Consider the following 19009-nt stretch of genomic DNA (forward strand, 5'->3'; position numbering starts at 1 on the left):
CATGGCCCGGCCGATCTTGCGGTGGTCGCGCTTCTCGGCCTCCTCCAGGCGGTGGAGGTAGGCTTCGAGATCCGCTTCCGAGGCCCAGGCCGTGCCGTAGATCCGCTGCAGCTGGGCGTTGCGGTGGTCGCCCCGCCAATAGGCGCCGGCCAGCTTCGTCAGCTTGAACGCCTTGCCGACCGCCTTCGTCGACGGCAGGTGCGGCCCGCGGCAGAGGTCCTTCCAGTTCCCCTGGCGGTAGACGCTGACCTCTTCGCCGACCGGGATGCTCTCGATGATCTCGGCCTTGTAGAGCTCACCGATCTCCTTGAAGTGGGCGATGGCGTCGTCGCGCGTCCAGACCTCGCGCTCGATCTTCTCGTCGCGGTCGACGATCTCCTTCATGCGGGCTTCGATCTTCGCCAGGTCGTCCAGGCTGAACGGCTCGTCGCGGGCGAAGTCGTAGTAGAAGCCGTCCTCGATCGAGGGGCCGATGGTCACCTGCGTGCCGGGGAACAGCTCCTGCACGGCCTCGGCCATCACGTGGCTGGCGTCGTGGCGCAGGGTCTCCAGCGCCTCGGGGCTCTCGCGCGTCAGGATCTCGAACTTGCCGCCGTGCGGCAGCGGCCGGTCGAGGTCCAGCAGCTCGCCGTCGAGCTTCACCAGCACCGCGCGCTTCGCCAGGGAGATGGCGATGGACTGGGCGACGTCCTTGCCCGTCACGCCGTCGTCGTACGGGCGCTTCGAGCCATCGGGGAAAATCAGGTCGATCATGTTTCACAGGTCCACTTGCGCGCACCGGTCCCACCGTCCTTCGGGGGCCGCTTGCGCGGGGGCGGGACCGGGTCGAAGCCCGAACCGCCGCCCCAGGGATGACAACGACACAGCCTGCGACCGGCGAGCCAGGCGCCACGCCACGGGCCGTGGCTGATCAGGGCGTCTGCGGCGTATTCCGAGCAGGTCGGAAAGAACCGGCATTGCCGCCCGATCAGCGGCGAAAGCGTCAGCTTGTAGGCGCGGAGCGCGCCCCTGACGCAGCGTTCATAGACAGTCATGCCGGCTACGGAGATCTCGAGAGAGCGCCCAGCGATTACGCTGCGCCCAGCGGTGGATCAAGCCGCGCCGGCGGGGGTAGTTCGTCCGGTGGTCTTCGCGCTCGCCGTGCGCACAGCCTCGGTCACGGCCTCAAACGCGAGCAACGTCGAGGCGTGGCGGGCCGGGTAGTCCTTCACCGGGGCGAGCATGGCCAGTTCCGAAAAGCGTCCATCGGGCGCGGGTGCGCCGTCCTTCAACATAGCACGGAACTGCTTAACGGCCACCTCCAGCTCCGGCAGGCTGGCCCCGATCACCTGCGATCCGAGCACCGAGGCCGCCGCCTGGCCGAGCGCGCAGGCCTTCACCTCCTGGGCGAAGTCGGCGACCCGGTCGCCGTCGACGACCACATCGACCAGCACGCGGCTGCCGCACAGCTTGGCGATCTTCTCGACGCTCGCGTCGGGCGCGGCGAGCCGTCCGACGCGCGGCATATTGGCCGCCAGCGCCAGCAGTTTCGCCGAGTAGAGGTCGTCGATCATGGCCTCTAGATCGGGGGGCCGGCCCGCCGAGTCAAATCCGGCGCGCGCGCCTCTGTCGGCCGGACTGTTGCCCGAATGAAACCCTGCGACCTCTTTATGGCCACGGCGCCGGGCGAAAGGCATTTGAGCTTTAGCTGCTATAATATAACAACACGCATTCAACTCGGCGGGTGAGATCATGACGAAAGCCGTCGCCGACCTGGCGCCGCCAGCCTAGGTGTTCGTCAGCGACAATTCCCCTTCTCGGACAAAGTCAGGCCGTGGCGCAACGCACACGCCCGAGGCCGAAGGGCTGAGCGCGTCGCGCGTTTGGTCGGCCTCGCGCGCATCTCCGGGGGCCGCTGTCGTGGCCCTTCTCCTGGTCGGCGCATGCGCGGCTGGACCGGACTTCAAGACGCCCGCGCCGCCTTCGGTCAGCGCCTATGTCGCTCGCCGGCTCCCGGCCACGGCGGCAGTCCCGGCGATCGCCGGAGGCGCGGCGCAGCGGATCGCCGGCGAGACGGACCTGCCCGGCGACTGGTGGACGCTGTTCCATTCCCAGCCGCTGAACGACCTGATCGCCCAGGCGCTGAAAGCCAATCCTGATCTGAAGGCGGCCCAGGCGGCGCTGCGCCAGGCCCACGAGACCACGCTCGCGCAGCGCGGCGCCTTCTTCCCCGCGGTTACGGCGGGTTTCACGGCCAACCGGTTTCGGCAGTCCGGCGACCTCGCGCCGACGCCGGCCACCAACGCGCTGCAGTACAGCCTCTTCACGCCGCAGGTCAGCGTCTCCTACGCCCCTGACGTCTTCGGCCTGACCCGGCGGACCGTCGAAGGCGCCAGGGCTCAGGAAGAGGCGAGCCGCTTCCAGATGCTGGCCGCCGACCTGACGCTCACCACCAACGTCGCCAATGCGGCCATCCAGGACGCGTCGATCAACGCCCAGATCGACGCTACGCGTCAGCTCATCGAGATCAACTCAAAGATGATCGAAATCCTGCGGCTGCAGGTGTCGAAGGGCTATGCCGGCGGCCTCGACCTCGCTGCCCAGGAAAGCCAGCTCGCCCAGGCCAGGGCCGCGCTTCCGCCGCTCCTCAAGCAGTCGGCGCAACAGCAGGACCTGATCGCCGTCCTGACCGGCCGTTTTCCGGTCGAGACGCCCGAGAGCCGGTTCACGCTGGAGAGCCTGACCCTGCCGGCCGACCTGCCGCTCAGCCTGCCGTCGACCCTGGTGACGCAGCGCCCGGACGTGCGTCAGGCGCAGGCCAATCTGCACGCCGCCAGCGCCGCCATCGGCGTCGCCGCGGCCAACCGCCTGCCGAATTTCCAGCTCACCGGCGACGCGGGATCCTCCGCCCTGACGATCGGACGCGTGTTCCACTCGGGCACGGGCTTCTGGGATCTGGGCGCCGCGGTGACCACACCGATCTTCCAGGGCGGCGCCCTGCTGCACCAGGAGCGCGCCGCCAAGGCCGCCTATCAGCAGTCGGCGGAGCAATATCGCGGCACGGTGCTCACCGCCGTCCAGAACGTCGCCGACACGCTCGCGGCCATCGAGCAGGACGCCGAGGGCCTCAAGGCCACGTCCGCCGCGGCCGACGCCGCGAAGACCACGCTGGACCTGTCGCAGCGGCAGTACCGCGCGGGCTACGCCAGCTACCTGTCGCTGCTGAGCGCCGAACAGGCCTACCAGCAGGCTCGCATCGGCCTCGTGCAGGCCCAGGCCGCCCGCTTCGCTGACACCGTGGCCCTCTATCAGGCGCTGGGCGGCGGATGGTGGCGCCGCCCCGAGCTTTCCGGGGCCGACATCGCCAAGGACGCCAATGCAAACTAGATCGCCGACCCGCGCCTTGGCGGCTTGCGCCCTGGCGGCGATGACGCTGGCCGCCTGCGGCGCCAAGCCCGACGCCGCGGCCCAGGCCGACGCCACGCCGCAGAACGTGACCCTCACCGCGGCGCAGCTGCAGCACATTCAGTTGGTGACTGTGGCGCGGGCCGACTTCCACAGGACCATCGAGGCGGCCGGCGTCGTCGACTTCGACAACGACCAGTCCACCGCCGTGGCCTCGCCCATCTCGGGCCTGGTGACGCGCCTGCTGGTCGCGCCGGGCCAGCAGGTGGCCGCCGGCCAGGCCCTGGCCATGGTGGATTCCTCGGACTTCGCCGCGGCCACCAGCGCCTATGCCAAGGCCGTCGCCACCGCGCGCACGACGCGTCAGCTCGCCGACGCCGACAAGGACCTCGCGCAGCATAACGGCGTCTCGGCCCGCGAGGCCCAGCAGGCCGAAACCGACGCCCTCAACGCCGCGGCCGACCGTGACGCCGCGCTCCAGGCCGTGCAGGCGCTGAAGCTCGACCCCAAGGCGATCAGGGACATCCAGGCCGGCCGGCCGATCAGCCATATCGAAGGCGCCATTCGCGCGCCCATCGCCGGCACGGTGGTCGAAAAGCTGATCACGCCGGGACAGCTCCTCCAGGCCGGGACCACCCCGGCCTTCACCGTCGCCAACCTGTCGAAAGTCTGGGTGATGGCCCAGGTCTCCACGTCCGACCTTCCCTCGGTCAAGGTCGGCGATTCGGCGGAGATCGAGACCGGCGTCGGGTCCGTCGCCCTGACCGGCGTGGTCGACAACGTGGCGGCCCTGGTGAACCCGGACACCCGCGCGGTGGCGGCCCGCGTGGTCGTCGCCAATCCCGGCGGCCTTCTGAAGAAGCAGATGTACGTGCGGGTCCACCTCCGCTCGCGGCAGGACTCGAGCGGCCTGTTGGCGCCGGTGTCGTCGATCCTGCGCGACGATGAGAACCTGCCCTTCGTCTATGTCGCCGAAGCGCGCGGCGCCTTCGCCCGCCGGCGCGTGACGCTGGGCTACCGCACCGGTGACCAGTACGAGATCTCCGCCGGCCTGCAGGCCGGCGACCGCGTCGTCGGCGACGGCGGCATCTTTGTCCAGTTCATGCAGAGCCAGTGAGCGAAGCCGCGCCACCGGCCCTACGCGCGCCCTCGGTGATCAACCGGGTGGTGGCCACAGGTCTGCGCCAGCCGTGGCTGGTCGCGCTCCTGACCCTGATCCTGATCGGGATTGGCGTCTGGTCGCTGCAACGGCTGCCGGTGGACGCCTATCCCGACCTGTCGCCGCCGATGGTGGAGCTGATCACCCAGTGGCCGGGCCACACATCGGAAGAGGTGGAGCGGCAGATCACCGTGCCCTCCGAGATCGAGATGAACGGCCTGCCGGGCGCCGGAGTGACGCGGTCGATCTCGCTCTACGGCCTTTCCGACCTGGTGGTCACCTACAAGGATGGGACCGACCGTAACGCCGCGCGCCAGGAGGTATTCAACCGTCTCGGCGACCTGACCTTGCCCGACGGAGTGAAGCCTTCCGTCTCACCGCTGACCTCGCCCTCCGGGCTGATCTACCGCTACGTCCTTCAGAGCACCGACCGCTCGCCCATGGAGCTGAAGACCCTGGAGGACTGGGTCGTCGAGCCGGCCCTCAAGTCCGTGCCCGGAGTCGCCGATGACAGCGGTTTTGGCGGCGGCGAGATGCAGTACCAGGTGCTGTTCGACCCGAACAAGCTGGCCGGCGTGGGCCTCACCGTAAGCCAGGTGGAGACCGCCCTCGCCGCCAACAACGCCGACGCCGGCGGCGGCTTCTATTCGCAGGGCGGACAGTTCTACTACGTCCGCGGCGTCGGACGCCTGGAGACCCTGGAGGACATCGGAAACGTCGTCCTGGCGGTCCACAATGGCGCGCCCGTGCTGATCAAGGATGTTGGCCAGGCGGTGATCGGCATCGCGCCGCGCCTGGGCGAATTCGGTTTCGAGACTCAGGACGACGCCGTCGAGGGCGTGATCCTGCTGCGCACCGGCGAAAAGACCCAGGACGTCCTGACGGGCGTCCGGGCAAAGGTCCAAGACCTCAATCAGCACATCCTGCCCAAGGACGTGAAGGTCGTCCCGTTCTACGACCGCACCGACCTCATCAAGTTCACCACCGGCGTGGTCGAGGCCAACCTGGTGCGCGGCATGATCCTGGTGGTCGTGATGCTGATCTTCTTCCTCTACGATTTCCGCGCCGGGCTGATCGTGGCGGTGACGATCCCGCTCTCGCTGCTCTTCGCCTTCACCTGTCTCAACATCCAGAAGGCGTCGGCCAACCTGCTCTCCATCGGGGCGATCGACTTCGGCATCCTGGTCGATGGCGCCATCTTCATGGTCGAGAACATCTTCCGCCAGATCGCGCTGCGCAAAGGCACGCCGGCGACCGTCCACGAGATCATCCGCGACGCCGCGGCCGAGGTGGACCGCCCGCTGGTCTATGCGGTGGCGGTGATCGTGGTCAGCTTCCTGCCGATCTACGTCCTGTCCGGTCCGTCGGGCGCCCTCTTCCGGCCGATGGCCGACACCATGATCTTCGGCCTGATCGGGGCCCTGCTGGTGACCTTGCTGCTGCTCCCCGTGCTCTGCGCCTGGCTGATGCGCAACAATGTGCGCGAGCGCACCAACCGGCCCTTCGAATGGCTGAAGGACCGCTACGCTCGCGGCCTCGACTTCTGCCTGAAGCATAGTTGGGGGACCGTCTGGGCGGCGGCGGCCGTGCTGGCCGCGACGCTGGCCATCACGCCACTGGTGGGCGCGGAGTTCATGCCGCAGCTCGACGAGGGCGCGCTCTGGGTCCGGGCGACCATGCCCTACACGATCTCCTTCGACGAAAGCGCCAAGGTGGCGCCCAAGGTGCGCGCGATCCTGAAGACCTTCCCGCAGGTGACGACGGTCTCCTCCGAGCTCGGCCGGCCCGACGACGGCACCGATCCCACCGGCTTCTTCAACGTCGAGTTCTTCGTGGGCCTGAAGCCCTATTCGCAGTGGACCGGCGCCTACCGCGACAAGGCCCAGCTCATCGCGGCCATCAATCGGAAGCTGGAGGCCTTCCCGGGCATCACCTTCAACTACACCCAGCCGGCGCAGGACGCCGTGGACGAGGCCGAGACCGGGCTGAAAAGCGCGCTGGCGGTGAAGGTCTTCGGCCCCGATCTCAAGACGCTGGAGACCAAGGGCAAGGCGATCAAACAGGTCCTGCAACATGTGCGCGGCATCCGCGACGTCACCCTGGTTCAGGAACTCGGCCAGCCCAGCCTCACCATCAAGATCGATCGCGCCAAGATCGCCCGCTACGGCGTCAACGTCGCCGACATCAACGCCCTGGTGCAGACCGCCATCGGCGGCGACGTGGCCACTCAGGTGGTGCAGAGGGAGAAGCAGTTCGACCTGGTGGTGCGCCTGGAGGAGCAGTACCGCGACAACCCCGAGAAGATCGGCGCCATCCTGGTCGCAACGCCTGGCGGCCAGCAGATCCCCTTGAAGGAATTCGCCGACATCGGCGTGACCAGCGGCGCGGCGTTCATCTACCGCGAGAATAACTCCCGCTATATCGGCGTGCAGTTCTCCGTGGAGGGCCGCAGCCTGGCGGCCGCGGTGGAAGACGCCATGCACCAGGTCGCTCAAGGGGTCGCCCTGCCGCGCGGCTATCGCGCCGACTGGGGCGGCGACTACACCGAGTACACGGCCTCCCGCGACCAGCTGAAGCTGATCCTGCCGCTGACGCTCTTCCTGATCTTCATGCTGCTCTTCACGCTCTACGCAAACTTCAAGTTCCCGTTCATCACCCTGGCTGGCGTGATCCTCTCGGCCCCGGTGGGCGGCATCCTGGCGCTCTGGCTCACCGGCACGCCGTTCTCGGTATCCTCGGGCATCGGGTTCCTGGCCCTGTTCGGGGTCTCGGTGCAGACCGCGGTCGTCTACATTTCCTACGTCAACGAGTTGCGCCGCGATGGCGTCCCGCTGGCCGAGGCCGTCCGCGAGGGCGCGATCCTCCGGCTACGCCCGATCATGATGACCGCCCTGGTGGCGGCGGTGGGCCTGCTCCCGGCCGCGCTGGCGACCGGGGTGGGCACGGACTCCCAGCGGCCGTTCGCCCTGGTCATCGTCAGCGGCCTCTTCACCCGGCTGCTTATCAGCGTCTTCCTGATGCCGGCGCTCTACGCCCTTGTCGCGCGGCCGGACGATCGGCTGGAGGTTTGACGCGTTCCGCGTTGCCACCGCCGCGGGAGCCTGCCTAGGCTTGGGGTCTCATCGGGGGGCCGAATGACCATGACGACTGCCGACGAGGCGACGCCGCCGAAGCGCGAGGTCTTCGGCCATCCGCGCGGCCTCGTCGTACTGGCGGGCACGGAGCTCTGGGACCGCATCTCCTTCCACGGCATGCAGGCCCTGCTCACCCTCTACATGGTGGGCCAGCTCTTCACGCCGGGCCATATGGAGAAGATCGTCGGCTTTGCGGGCTTCCGCGCCTTCATCGAGCACATCACCGGGCCGCTCTCGACCCAGGCGTTGGCGACCCAGATCTTCGGGGTCTACGTCGGCCTCGTCTATTTCACCCCCTCGTTCGGCGGCGCGCTGGGCGATCGGGTGCTGGGCCGGCGGCGGACCGTGGCGCTGGGCGCGATCCTGATGACCGCCGGCCACTTCTGCATGGCCTTCGACCAGTCCTTCCTGCTGGCGATGCTGTTCCTGATCCTCGGGGCCGGCTGCCTGCGCGGCAATCTGCAGCCCCAGGTGGGCGAGCTCTACGCCCCCGACGACCGCCGCCGCGTGGTGGCCTTCCAGCTCTATGCCTCGATGATCAACCTGGGCGCCTTCATCGCCCCGATCCTGACCGGCGCGCTCGGCCAGGCGTTCGGCTGGCACGCGGCCTTCGCCTTCGCGGGCGTGGGCATGCTGGTGGGGTTGATCGTCTACCTCACCGGCCAGCGCGACCTGCCGCAGACCGTCCGGCGCGCGGCCGCCGCGCCCCGCGCCCGGCTGACGCCGCCTGAGCGCCGCCGGGTGCTGCTGCTGCTGGGCCTGGTGCCCGTGGCGGCCTGCTTCTGGGTCGCCCAGAGCCAAGTCTGGAACACCTACAACCTGTGGGTCCGCGACCACATCGAGCTGCAGGTGGGCGGCTTCGCCGTGCCGATCCCCTGGCTGCAGGCGCTGGACGGCCTAGCGCCCTTCGTCTGCCTGCCGCCGATGCTGCTGTTCTGGCGCTGGCAGGCCGCGCGCGGCCAGGAGCCCGGCGAATTCACCAAGGCCGCCATCGGCTGCTTCATCTTCGCGGCCTCGACGCTGTGGCTCTCCGGCGCGCCGTTGCTGACCGACGCCCACGGCCGCACGCCGATCCTGTGGGCGGTCGCCTTCCATTTCGCCTCGAACCTCGGCTGGCTCTATTTCACCCCGACCATGGTCGCGCTCTTCTCCCGCGCCGCGCCGGCCTCGGTGAACGCCACCATGATCGGCGTCTACTCCCTGTCGGTCTTCCTCGGCAGCACGATCAGCGGCCGGATGGGCGCGCTCTATGAGATCCTGAGCGCCAGCCAGTTCTGGGCGCTGCACGCCGCCGTCGTGGCGCTGGGCGGCGTCATCCTGCTGACCATCGGCGCGCGCTTTTCAGGCGCGTTCGTCACCGCAGGGCCGCGGGACGTCGCGACGGCGACCGTCTAGGCGTCGGGAGTTAGGCCGGCGCGCAGGGCCGCCCGCGCCAGGGCGTCGCGGTCGCCGGCCGAGAGGCCCGCGAGCGCGTCGCGCGACGGCTCGGCGGCCTCCGGCAGGATCCGTCCGCCCTGCATGATCAGCACCCGGTCGGCCAGCCGCGCGATCTCGCCGGCGTCGTGGCTGATGTAGAGCGCCGGGATCGCCAGCGCTCGGTGCAGGCGTTCGAGATAGGGCAGGATCTCGGCCTTGGAGCCCGCGTCCAGGCTGGAGACCGGCTCGTCCATCAGCAGCAGCCGGGGTTGCGAGAGCAGCGCGCGGCCCAGCGCCACCCGCTGCCGCTCGCCGCCCGAAAGGTTCGCCGTGGAGCGCGCGAGCAGCGGCCCGAGGCCCAGGAGATCGACCGTATCGTCGAGCCCGACGTCGGCCTTCGCCGAGGTGCGCTTGGCGCCGTAGAGCAGGTTGCCGCGCACCGACAGGTGCGACAGCAGGCTCGCCTCCTGGAACACCACGCCCACCGGCCGGCGGTGCGGCGGCAGGAAGGTCCGCGCGTCCTGCCAGACCTCGCCGCCGACGCTGAGGTTTCCTGCCAGCCGCTCAAGGCCCGCGATGCAGCGCAGCAGCGTGGTCTTGCCGGACCCGGAGGGCCCGCTGAGGGCGGTGATCCCTTCCGCGGGGAAGGCGAAGCTTGCGTCCAGCCGGAAGCCGCCGACCTGGCCCGCGAACCGGCCCTCGACGCCCCGGCTCACGGCAGCCCCCGATCCCAGCGCCGGTCGATCAGCAGCATGGCCAGCAGGGCGGCGAAGGAGAAGACCACCACCCCGGCCGCCAGGCGGTGCGCCTCGCCATACTGCAGGGCCTCGACCAGCTGGTAGATGCGCACCGACAGCACCTCGGTCTTGCCGGGGATCGAGCCGCCGATCATCAGCACCACCCCGAACTCGCCGATGGTGTGGGCGAAGACCAGGATCGCGGCGGTCAGGAAGCCGCGCCGGGCCAGCGGCAGGGCGACGGTCGCGAAGGCGTCGAACGGCGAGGCGCGCAGGGTCGCCGCGACCTCCATGGGCCTCGGCCCCATGGCCTCGAAGGCGCCGCGGATCGGCTGCACGGCGAACGGCAGGGAATAGACCATCGAACCGATCACCAGGCCCTGGAAGGTGAAGGCCAGCGTGCGGATGCCGAAGGGATGCAGCAGGCTCATCAGCGGACTCTGCGGCGCGATGGCGATCAGCAGGTAGAAGCCCAGCACCGACGGCGGCAGGATGATCGGCAGGGTCGTGACCGCCGCCACGATCTCCTTCCACCAGGTCCTGCGCCGGGCCAGCCACCAGGCGATGGGCGTCGCCAGGATCAGCAGGAGCACCGTCGTCAGGCCCGCCAGCTTCAGCGTCGTCCAGACGACCTCGCCCACACCTTAGCCCCTTTGGTTCAGCGGACCTCGTAGCCGTATTTCTTGATGATCGCGACCGCCTGGGGGCCCTTCAGGAAGGTCAGGAAGGCCTTGGCCGCCGGGTTGTTCTGGCCGGGGTAGAGCAGGATCGCCTGCTGGTTGATCGGCGCGTGGTCGGCCTCGGGCGCCAGCCAGCGCGAGCCGCCCGCCACATTGATCACCTGGGAATAGGCCACGAACCCCAGCTCCGCCGCGCCGGTGTCGACGAACTGGTAGGCCTGGGTGATCGAGCTGCCCATGACGATCTTCGGCTTCACCGCGGCATAGACGCCGAGTTTGGTCATGGTCTGAACCGCGGCCACGCCATAGGGGGCGGCGGTCGGGTCGGCGATGGAGAGCTTGTTGAACTTGCCGCTCGAAAGCACCGCGCCGGCCCCGTCCACCAGGCCGGGCGTCTTCGAATAGAGCACCAGCCGGCCGATGGCGTAGGTGAAGCGGGTGCCGGTGACGCCCAGGCCATCCTGCTCGGCCTTGGTCGGCCGGTCGGCGTCGGCGGAGAGGAAGACCTCATAGGGCGCGCCATGCGCCATCTGGCCGTAGAACTGGCCGGACGAGCCGAAGCTCAGGCTCGCGGTGTGGCCGGTCGCCGCCTTGAAGGCCGTCGCGATCTCCTTGGCGGGCTCGGTGAAGTTGGCCGCCACAGCCACCTGGGTCTCGGCCGCCAGCGCCGCCGCCGGCGCGAGCGCCAGGGCCGCAGCGAGCGCCAGTCCGACCATCTGAAGACGACGCGTGATCATGGGGATCTCCAAGGGTCCGGCCCGGCTAGAAGGCGAACTGCGAGCGCAGCATGATGACGTGGTAGTGCTGGCCCACCTGCGCGCCGGCCGGCGTCGAGAAGGTCAGCACCGAGGGCGACAGCCGGTCGATCTTCACGTCCTGATAGGCCAGGATGAAGCGGAAGACGCTGTTCGGGTACCAGTTGAGACCGCCGGTGACGATCCGCTGGTCGCCGCCGCGCACGGCGTCGGCGCTGGGGGCGGCGAGCGCCGCGCCCTCGTGGTAGTTCAGGTCGATGTCGGAGTAGCGTCCGGTGACTTCCCAGGCGCCCCAGGTCCCGTCGGCCAGGCTGAACGGGTGGTCGATCGAGGGCGCGTCGAAGGCCGCGGTGCCGGCGTTGTACTTCCGCCGCTCGCCGGTCAGCATGTAGCCGCCCTCGACGTAGTAACCGCTGAAGTCGGGGTCGGAGACGCCGGCCGCCGCGTTGAGCCGCTCGATCTTGAACCGCTCGTACTCGCCCTGCAGGAACAGGCTGCCGAGCTCGCCGGCCGCCTCGAAGCCCTGGGTCGAGGCGTGGCGGGCGTTGATCCCGCCGGTCGAGACCAGGCGCGTGCCGTCGACCCGCAGCTCAGGCCGCTCCTGGATGGTGATCGGATAGCGCGCCGCGCCCGCGGCGGTATCGGGCCCGCCGGTGTCGGACGGCCGCGAGACATAGCTGCCGTGCACGCCCACCTGCAGCATACCGTTCTCGTTGTTGATCGGGATGAAGACCAGCCGCCCGATCAGCCCGAGCTGGGTGTCGAACGGCTGGGCGACGCCGGTGGCCTGGGAGTTGACCACCCCCACCACCCGGCCGCTGACTGCGGCGTTGGCGTACCAGAAGGACCCGTTCCCCCAGACCTCAGCCGCCTCGCGGAAATCGCCGCCGGCCAGGCTGCGCGCCATGTCGGCCACCGCCGGCCGCTCGAGGAACAGCGCCCCGTTGGTCGACCCCTGGTCCTCCAGGCCGATGGACGGCGGGAAGGCGCCGATGCGGAAGTGGAACGGCTTCAGGCCGGAGTACTGCGCCCAGAGCTCCTGGATGTGGCCGGCGTCCTCCTCGCCGGCGCCGCCGAATTCGAAGAGCAGATTGTATTCCCAGTCGCCGAAGGCCTTGCCCTCGACGCCGATCCGCGCGCGGCGGAAGTTGGTGCCGGAGTTGAGGTCGCGGGCATGGGCCGTGTCGGTAGCCGCCGCGCCGCGCCGGAAGTCGGCGGTGATCGGCCCGGGCGTCGCCTGTTTGTAGTCGGCGGCGTCGAACTGCATCACCCCGTGCAGGTTGGCGGTGAACCGGCCGTCGGCGCTCTGGATCGAGGGCTTGCCGGCGACGATCGTCGCGCCGCCCGCCGTCGGGAACGAGGCCGGCGCCGGGGTCTGGATGACCGCGACGGCAGCCGGAGCGGGCGGTGGCGGCGGCGCAGGCGGCGGGGGTGCGGGCGGCGGCGCCTCGGCGCGCGCCGCCAGGCTGTCGACCTTGGCCGACAGCGCCTGGACCTGCTCCTTCAGCGCCTGGATCTCGGCGTCGCGCGGATCGGGGGCCGACTTGACGTGCCGCGGCCTGGCCTCGGCGGCGGTCCATACGAGGCTGAGCGCCGCTGTCGCCAGAAGCACCGTGAGCGGACCTTTACGCATCTTCCCCATCCCGTTCGTCACCCGTCTGACGCGAGCGGCTCGTTATGTAGCGCAACTGCACAACGCTGCGCCAGAGCTTCGGCGGGCGGGAATATCGAGCGGGGCTGCGGCGATCTGCGGATCGGTTATGCTGGCGCGAACAACAGGACTGGGGGCGGACGATGACCAAGAGGCCGGGCGACCGCAGGGCGTTCCTGCAAATGGCGGCGGGCGCCGCGATCGGCGCTGCGGCCCTGCCGCCGGGCGTCGCCAAGGCGCTCGCGTTGCCCGCCAACCGGGTCACCGGCACAATCAAGGACGTCGAGCATGTGGTGATCCTGATGCAGGAGAACCGCGGTTTCGACCACTATTTCGGGACCCTGCGCGGCGTGCGCGGCTACGGCGACCCGCGGCCCCTCACCCTGCCGAGCGGCGAGCCGGTCTGGAACCAACCAGCCAAGGGCGGAACCGGGACGGTCAGCCCCTTCCACCTCGACACCAAGGCCACCCGCGCCGAGACCATGTTCAGCCTCGACCACAGCTGGAAGGGCAGCCACGCCAAGTGGAAGCACTACGACGCCTGGATTCCGGCCAAGGGCCCGCTGACCATGGGCTACTTCACCCGCGCCGACATCCCGTTCTACTACGCGCTCGCCGACGCCTTCACGGTCTGCGACGCCTACCACTGCTCGATCTTCGCCCAGACCAATCCGAACCGGCTGTTCCTGTTCAGCGGCACCAGCGGGCTCTCGGCCGGCGACGACAGCAAGATCGTCGTCGCCAACCCGCCGGAGGAGAAGAACGAGACCGCCGACCCGCTGAAGGACTCGCCGGAGTTCAAGGGCCTGACCTGGCCCACCTACGCCGAGCGCCTGCAGGCCGCCGGCGTCTCCTGGCGCGTCTACCAGGAGTACGAGAACTACGGCGACAACGGCCTTTCCTACTTCGTGAACTTCCGCGGCATCGGCCCGGACTCCGAGCTCTACAAGCGCGCCCGCGCCTGGTCGCCGGGCTCTACCGCCGCCAACGGCAAGGACTCCGACGGCGACCACCTGGTGGCCCAGTTCGCCGCCGACGTGGCCGCCGACCGCCTGCCGCAGGTCTCCTGGATCGTCAGCAACTACAAGCTGTCCGAGCACCCGCAGGCCAGCCCGTCGGACGGCGCCTATCTGACCGCCCGGCTGATCGCGGCGCTCGCGTCCAACCCCAAGGTCTGGGCCAAGACCGTCTTCATCCTGAACTACGACGAGAACGACGGCTTCTTCGATCACATGCCGCCGCCGATCCCGGCGGTCGGCGCGGCGGCCGGAAAGAGCACGGTCGCCACGACCCACGAGGACTATCATGGCGAGCCGGTCGGCCTGGGGCCGCGCGTGCCGATGATCGTCGTCTCGCCCTGGACGAAGGGCGGCTGGGTGAACTCTGAGGTCTTCGACCACACCTCGGTGATCCGCTTCCTGGAGGCCCGCTTCGGGGTCATGGAGCCGCACATCAGCGCCTGGCGCCGCGCGGTCTGCGGCGACCTGACCAGCATCTTCGACTTCCAGACGCCCAACCGCGCCATTGCGCGCCTGCCCGACGCCTCGGCTCTGCCGGCGAAGGCCGCGAAGGCCAAGGCCATGCCCTTCCCCAAGCCGCCCGAAGTCGCCGAGCGCCTGCCGCGACAGGAGCCCGGCCAGCGACCTGCTCGGGCCCTGCCCTATGACTTCCAACTGACAACCCACCCGCGCGATGGAGGGCTAGAACTAACTGTCGCCAATCCAGGCGGAGCAGGCGTCGCCCTGGGGCTCTATAGCGCCAAGGGCGGAGAGCCGCGGTTCTATACGATAGCGAACGACGGCTACCTCTCCGACATCATCCCGCTCGACGCCGGGCCATACGCCTTCATTTTACACGGGCCCAACGGCTTCCTTCGAGGGTTCGGGGGCGAACTCGGAGCCGAAATGCGGCCCGAAGCCAACGGCTGGTTTCTGCCGAGAGAAGGCAAGTTGCGGATCGCACTTCACAACGAGGGTTCCAAGCCCTTGACGTTCAAGGTGACGCCAAACGCCTACATCAAGACAGCATCGCGCCTGCATCGCGTGGCGCCAGGCGCGGCTGCGATGGACGATTGGAATCTCAGCGGTAGCCACAACTGGTACGACTTCGTCGTCACCTGCGCCGAGGCGCCCAGCTTCCAGCGCCGCTTCGCCGGCCACGGCGAGGACGGCAAGCCTAGCCTCAGCGACCCGTTGCTGGGCCGCCAAGCCTAGGCGGAAGTCCTCACCAGACGTGAACGCGCTTTTCCGGCGGCAGGTAGAGCTTGTCGCCGGGCTTGACGTCGAAGGCCGCATACCAGGCGTCGACGTTGCGGACGACGCCGTTCACCCGGTACTCGGCCGGGCTGTGCGGGTTGGTCAGCAGCTGCTGGCGCAGCGCGCCTTCGCGCACCTTGTCCTGCCAGGACTGGGCGTAGGCGATGAAGAACCGCTGGTCGCCGGTCAGGCCGTCGATCACCGCCGGCTCCCCATGCTTGGCCACATAGCGCCGCCAGGCGGCGTAGGCGGCCTCGATGCCGCCCAGGTCGCCGAGGTTCTCGCCCATGGTCAGCTTGCCGTTGATGTGCACGCCGGGCACCGGCTCATAGGTGTCGTACTGCGCGCCCAGCGCCCCGGTCCGCGCACCGAACGCCTTGGCTGCGTCCGCCGTCCACCAGTCGCGCACCTTGCCGGTTTCGTCGAAGTGTCGGCCCTCGTCGTCGAAGCCATGGCCCATCTCGTGGCCGATCACCGCGCCCTCGCCGCCGTAGTTGGCTGCCGGGTCGGCGTCGGGATCGAAATAGGGCGGCTGCAGGATGGCGGCCGGGAAGGTGATCTGGTTGGCCTGTGGGTTGTAGTAGGCGTTGACCTCCTGCGGGACCATCTCCCAGAGGCCCCGGTCCACCGGGTGCGGATAGCGCGAGAGCTGCAGCTTCCACTGGAACTGCTCGGCCCTGACCGCGTCGCCCAGCAGGTCGGTGCGGTCGATCTTCAGGGTCGAATAGTCGATGTACGTCTTGGGATGCCCGAGCCTGGGATCGAAGGTGCCGAGCTTGACCAGCGCGGCCTTGCGGGTCGCCGCGTCCATCCACTCGGCCTTGGCGAACCGTTCGGCGTAGGCGGCGGTCAGGTTGGAAATCAGCTCGGCGGTCTGGCGCTCGGCCTCCGGCGGGAAGTGCTCGGCCACATAGATCCGCCCGACCTCCTCCCCGAGGTAGCGGTTGACCAGCTGGACGCCGCGCTTCCAACGCTCCCGCTGCTGCGGCACGTCGCGCAGGGTGTGGGAGAAGAAGTCGAAATTCGCCTGGTCGAAGGCGTGCGGCAGGAAGGTCGCGTGGGTGCGGACGAAGTGGTAGGCCAGATAATCCTTCCACACCGAAAGCGGCGTCGCGGCGAAGAGGGCCCCGGCGTCCTTCACCTCCGAGGGCTCGGTCACCAGCACGATCTTGGGCGCGCCCAGGCCCGCATGCGCCAGCATCGCGGTCCAGGGGAATTGCGGGGCCAGCGCCGTCAGCTTGGCCACGCTCATCGGGTTGTTGATCTGCTCGATGTCGCGGGTCCGCTCCGGCGCCCAGTGCGCCTTGGCGATCTTGGTCTCCAGCGCGATGATCGCGTCGGCCTTGGCCGCCGCGTTGGGGATGCCGGCCAGCGTCTGGATCTTGATCACGTAGTCGCGGTAGGCCTTGCGGAAGGCGTCGTACTTGGCCCCTTCGCGCAGGTAATAGTCGCGGTTGGGCATGCCCAGGCCCGCCTGGCCGAGCTGCGCCTGATAGTGCATCGGGTCGTCGAGCGCCGGGCCGATATCGATGTCGACGGGCGAGGTGTAGCCGGTCTCGGCGAACAGCTTGGCGACCTCGGCCTTGGTCTTCGCTGCGGCGATCTTCGCCAGGTAGGGCTGGAGCGGCGCCGCGCCGCGGGCCTCAAGGCCGTTCTCGTCCATCCAGGCGGCGTAGAAGTCGCCGACGCGGCGGCCGCCGGGGCCGGCTTTGGTCGGGTCCTTCGCCAGGTCGTCGACGATTCTGTGGACGTCGCGCTCGGCCTCGTCGACCAGCACCACATCGACGCCGGCGCTGGTGCGGTCGGGCGCGATCTCGGTGCGCTTGTTCCAGCCGCCGTTGACGTATTTGAAGAAGTCGTCGCCCGGCTTCACGGAGGTGTCCATGGACGTGGCGTCATAGCCCCAGGTCCCGAACTTCGCCTTGCCGGCGCTCGCCGCCAGCGCCTGTTGCGACACGCCCGCGATCGCCACAACAGCCGCGCTCGCCAGGACCCATTTCTTGAAGCTCAAAGGACACCCTCCATGACAGGAGGCGACACTACACGCAGGCGGCGCGGAGGCAACGCGCCCGCCGGCCGCGGCGCCTCAGTCCTGGCGGGCCGCCCACAGGGCCTCGGCGCGGGCTTTCAGCGCCTCGTCCATCTCGACGAAGGCGCGGTAGACGCTGCGGCCCAGGCGCTTGGCGATCGAGGGGCCCATGAGGCCCGCGAAGAGTTCGCCGTTGGAGACGATGCAGCTCGCCTCCGCCAGGCTCTCGATCTCGAGGAATCGTGTGGTCTTCACCAGGCCCCCGAGCATGATCAGGCGCCAGTGCAGCTGCTCGTTCGGCACCCACTCCAGGACGGTGGGCCTGATCTCCTGCGGCGGCTGGCCCGGCAGCGCCAGGGTCAGCTCCAGGGTCCCGCCGATGCGGATCTGGCCCGCCGCCTTAGGATAAAGCGGATTCCACTGCGCCCAGGAGTCCAGGTCGGAGATCGCCTCCCAGATCACCTCGGCCGGCGCCTGGATGCCGATCCGGTGCTCGATCCTCACGCCTGGCGGCGGCTTCGGCGCCGGGGCGCCGGTCGGGGTGGTCTTGGGGCCTTTCGGAGCGCCGCCGCCGCGGGCGAACAACCCGGCCTTCAGCTGTGGAGAGGGGGCGATGGGCATCAGGCCTGCTCCTTAATCCGCCAGGTCGCGCCGGCGGGTCCATCCATGACCTCGACGTTCAACGCGGTAAGCTCGGCGCGGATGCGGTCGGCCTCGCTCCAGTCCTTGGCGACGCGGGCGGCGTCGCGGGCGGCGATCAGTTCGTCGATCTGCGCCTTCAGCCCCTCGTCGGCCCCGCCCTGGAACCAGACCTGGGGCTCGGCCTGCAGGAAGCCCATCACCTCGGCCAGCGCCATCAGGTCCTGCTTGATCGCCGAGGCGTTGGGCGCGGCCTTGCGCACGGCCGCGTCGAGATCGGTCGCGAGCCGCTTCAGCTCCGCCATGGCCGCGGGCGTGTTGAGGTCGTCCAGCAGCGGCGCGAGCTGGTCGTCGGCAAGCGAGGCGCTGCCGCCGGCCTCGACGTGTCGCGCGCGGCCCAGCACGCCATAGAGGTGGTCCAGCGAATTGCGCGCCTGGCCGAGCGCGTCCTCGGTCCAGGCCAGCGGCTGGCGATAGTGCGCGCCCAGGAGCGCCCAGCGGATCACCTCGCCGGGCTGCTGTTCGAGGAGGTCGTGGGCCAGGGCGACATTGCCCAGGCTCTTGGACATCTTCTCGTCGCCCATGTTCAGGAAGCCGTTGTGCAGCCAGTAGTTGGCGTAGCCCTTGTGGTGGTGGCCGTCGCAGACCCCCTGGGCGAGCTCGTTCTCATGGTGCGGGAAAACCAGGTCGATGCCGCCGCCGTGGATGTCGATCGGCAGGCCGAGCTCCTGCTCGATCATCGCCGAGCATTCGATGTGCCAGCCTGGGCGCCCCGGCCCCCAGGGGCTCTCCCACACCGGCTCGCCGGGCTTCGACGGCTTCCAGAGCACGAAGTCTGCGGGGTGGCGCTTGTAGGGCGCGATCTCGACCCGGGCGCCGGCGATCATCTCGTCCAGCGGCCGGCCGGAGAGCTTGCCGTAGCCGGTGAAGGCCTGGGTGTCGAAGAGCACGTGGCCCTCCGCGGCGTAGGCCGAGTTGTTGTCCACCAGCCGCCCGATCATCGCGACGATCGCGTCCATGGTCTCGGTGGCCCGCGGCTGGACGGTGGGCATCAGCGCTCCCAGGGCCGCGGCGTCGGCGTTGTAGGCGGCCAGATAGCGGTCGGTGATCGCCGAGATCGGCACGCCTTCCTCGGCGGCCTTGGCGTTGATCTTGTCGTCCACGTCGGTG

Annotated in this window: 15 protein-coding genes; 5 read left to right on the forward strand and 10 right to left on the reverse strand. The window is 69.4% G+C overall.

The features are described 5' to 3' along the window. The 3 genes from ACESMY_RS22295 to ACESMY_RS22305 form a co-directional block, all read right to left on the reverse strand. The coding region (locus ACESMY_RS22295) for a TGS domain-containing protein (RefSeq protein WP_372786842.1) at nt 1-753 on the reverse strand (753 nt) is incomplete at its 3' end. After that, nucleotides 750-1034, reverse strand: coding sequence for a membrane protein insertion efficiency factor YidD (gene yidD, locus ACESMY_RS22300; RefSeq protein ID WP_372786843.1), 285 nt, complete (start codon nt 1032-1034; stop codon nt 750-752). The genes yidD and ACESMY_RS22295, both read right to left, overlap by 4 nt. A gap of 57 nt (nt 1035-1091) precedes the next feature. After that, nucleotides 1092-1553, reverse strand: coding sequence for an iron-sulfur cluster assembly scaffold protein (locus tag ACESMY_RS22305; RefSeq protein ID WP_372786844.1), 462 nt, complete (start codon nt 1551-1553; stop codon nt 1092-1094). A 346-nt stretch (nt 1554-1899) separates the two neighbouring features. On the opposite strand from ACESMY_RS22305, the gene ACESMY_RS22310 reads away from it, so the two are divergent. From ACESMY_RS22310 to ACESMY_RS22325, 4 genes are all read left to right on the forward strand, one after another. Continuing rightward, nucleotides 1900-3366, forward strand: a complete 1467-nt coding sequence (locus tag ACESMY_RS22310) for an efflux transporter outer membrane subunit (protein WP_372786845.1) — start codon at nt 1900-1902, stop codon at nt 3364-3366. After that, nucleotides 3356-4501 carry an efflux RND transporter periplasmic adaptor subunit gene (locus tag ACESMY_RS22315; RefSeq protein ID WP_372786846.1) on the forward strand — a complete coding sequence of 382 codons (1146 nt, stop codon included), beginning with the start codon at nt 3356-3358 and terminating at the stop codon, nt 4499-4501. The genes ACESMY_RS22310 and ACESMY_RS22315 overlap by 11 nt, the downstream gene beginning before the upstream one ends. Continuing rightward, on the forward strand, nt 4498-7614 hold the full coding sequence (locus ACESMY_RS22320) for an efflux RND transporter permease subunit (RefSeq protein WP_372786847.1): 3117 nt from the start codon (nt 4498-4500) through the stop codon (nt 7612-7614). Before ACESMY_RS22315 ends, ACESMY_RS22320 begins: the two co-directional genes overlap by 4 nt. Before the next feature lie 63 nt (nt 7615-7677). After that, a complete protein-coding gene (locus ACESMY_RS22325; protein ID WP_372786848.1) occupies nt 7678-9072 on the forward strand; it encodes a peptide MFS transporter in 1395 nt (464 codons plus the stop codon). Here the strand turns inward: ACESMY_RS22325 and modC are convergent. The 4 genes from modC to ACESMY_RS22345 are packed head-to-tail and all read right to left on the reverse strand — an operon-like array spanning nt 9069 to nt 12898. After that, the gene (gene modC / locus ACESMY_RS22330) at nt 9069-9809 is read right to left on the reverse strand and encodes a molybdenum ABC transporter ATP-binding protein (RefSeq protein WP_372786849.1); all 741 of its coding nucleotides are present in this window, start codon (nt 9807-9809) and stop codon (nt 9069-9071) included. The two genes, ACESMY_RS22325 and modC, sit on opposite strands and share 4 nt — an antisense overlap. Beyond that, nucleotides 9806-10471 carry a molybdate ABC transporter permease subunit gene (gene modB / locus ACESMY_RS22335; RefSeq protein ID WP_372786850.1) on the reverse strand — a complete coding sequence of 222 codons (666 nt, stop codon included), beginning with the start codon at nt 10469-10471 and terminating at the stop codon, nt 9806-9808. Before modB ends, modC begins: the two co-directional genes overlap by 4 nt. Nucleotides 10472-10488: 17 nt before the next feature. Continuing rightward, nucleotides 10489-11247, reverse strand: a complete 759-nt coding sequence (gene modA / locus ACESMY_RS22340) for a molybdate ABC transporter substrate-binding protein (RefSeq protein WP_372786851.1) — start codon at nt 11245-11247, stop codon at nt 10489-10491. A 25-nt stretch (nt 11248-11272) separates the two neighbouring features. After that, nucleotides 11273-12898 (reverse strand): OprO/OprP family phosphate-selective porin, encoded by a 1626-nt coding sequence (locus tag ACESMY_RS22345; RefSeq protein ID WP_372786852.1) that lies wholly within the window; start codon nt 12896-12898, stop codon nt 11273-11275. A gap of 161 nt (nt 12899-13059) precedes the next feature. Between ACESMY_RS22345 and ACESMY_RS22350 the strand changes: the two genes are divergently transcribed. Next, a complete protein-coding gene (locus ACESMY_RS22350) occupies nt 13060-15129 on the forward strand; it encodes a phosphocholine-specific phospholipase C (protein WP_372786853.1) in 2070 nt (689 codons plus the stop codon). Between the two features lie 10 nt (nt 15130-15139). Here ACESMY_RS22350 and ACESMY_RS22355 read toward each other — a convergent pair whose 3' ends face one another. The 3 genes from ACESMY_RS22355 to cysS all read right to left on the reverse strand — a co-directional run. Next, complete coding sequence (locus ACESMY_RS22355; protein WP_372786854.1) at nt 15140-17182, reverse strand: M13 family metallopeptidase; 2043 nt, start codon at nt 17180-17182, stop codon at nt 15140-15142. A gap of 75 nt (nt 17183-17257) precedes the next feature. Next, nucleotides 17258-17821 (reverse strand): SRPBCC family protein, encoded by a 564-nt coding sequence (locus ACESMY_RS22360; protein ID WP_372786855.1) that lies wholly within the window; start codon nt 17819-17821, stop codon nt 17258-17260. Beyond that, nucleotides 17821-19009: cysteine--tRNA ligase (cysS, locus tag ACESMY_RS22365; protein WP_372786856.1), on the reverse strand; the 1189-nt coding region annotated here is incomplete at its 5' end. The genes ACESMY_RS22360 and cysS, both read right to left, overlap by 1 nt.

The organism is Phenylobacterium sp., assembly GCF_041691455.1.
Classification (GTDB): Bacteria; Pseudomonadota; Alphaproteobacteria; order Caulobacterales; family Caulobacteraceae; genus Phenylobacterium.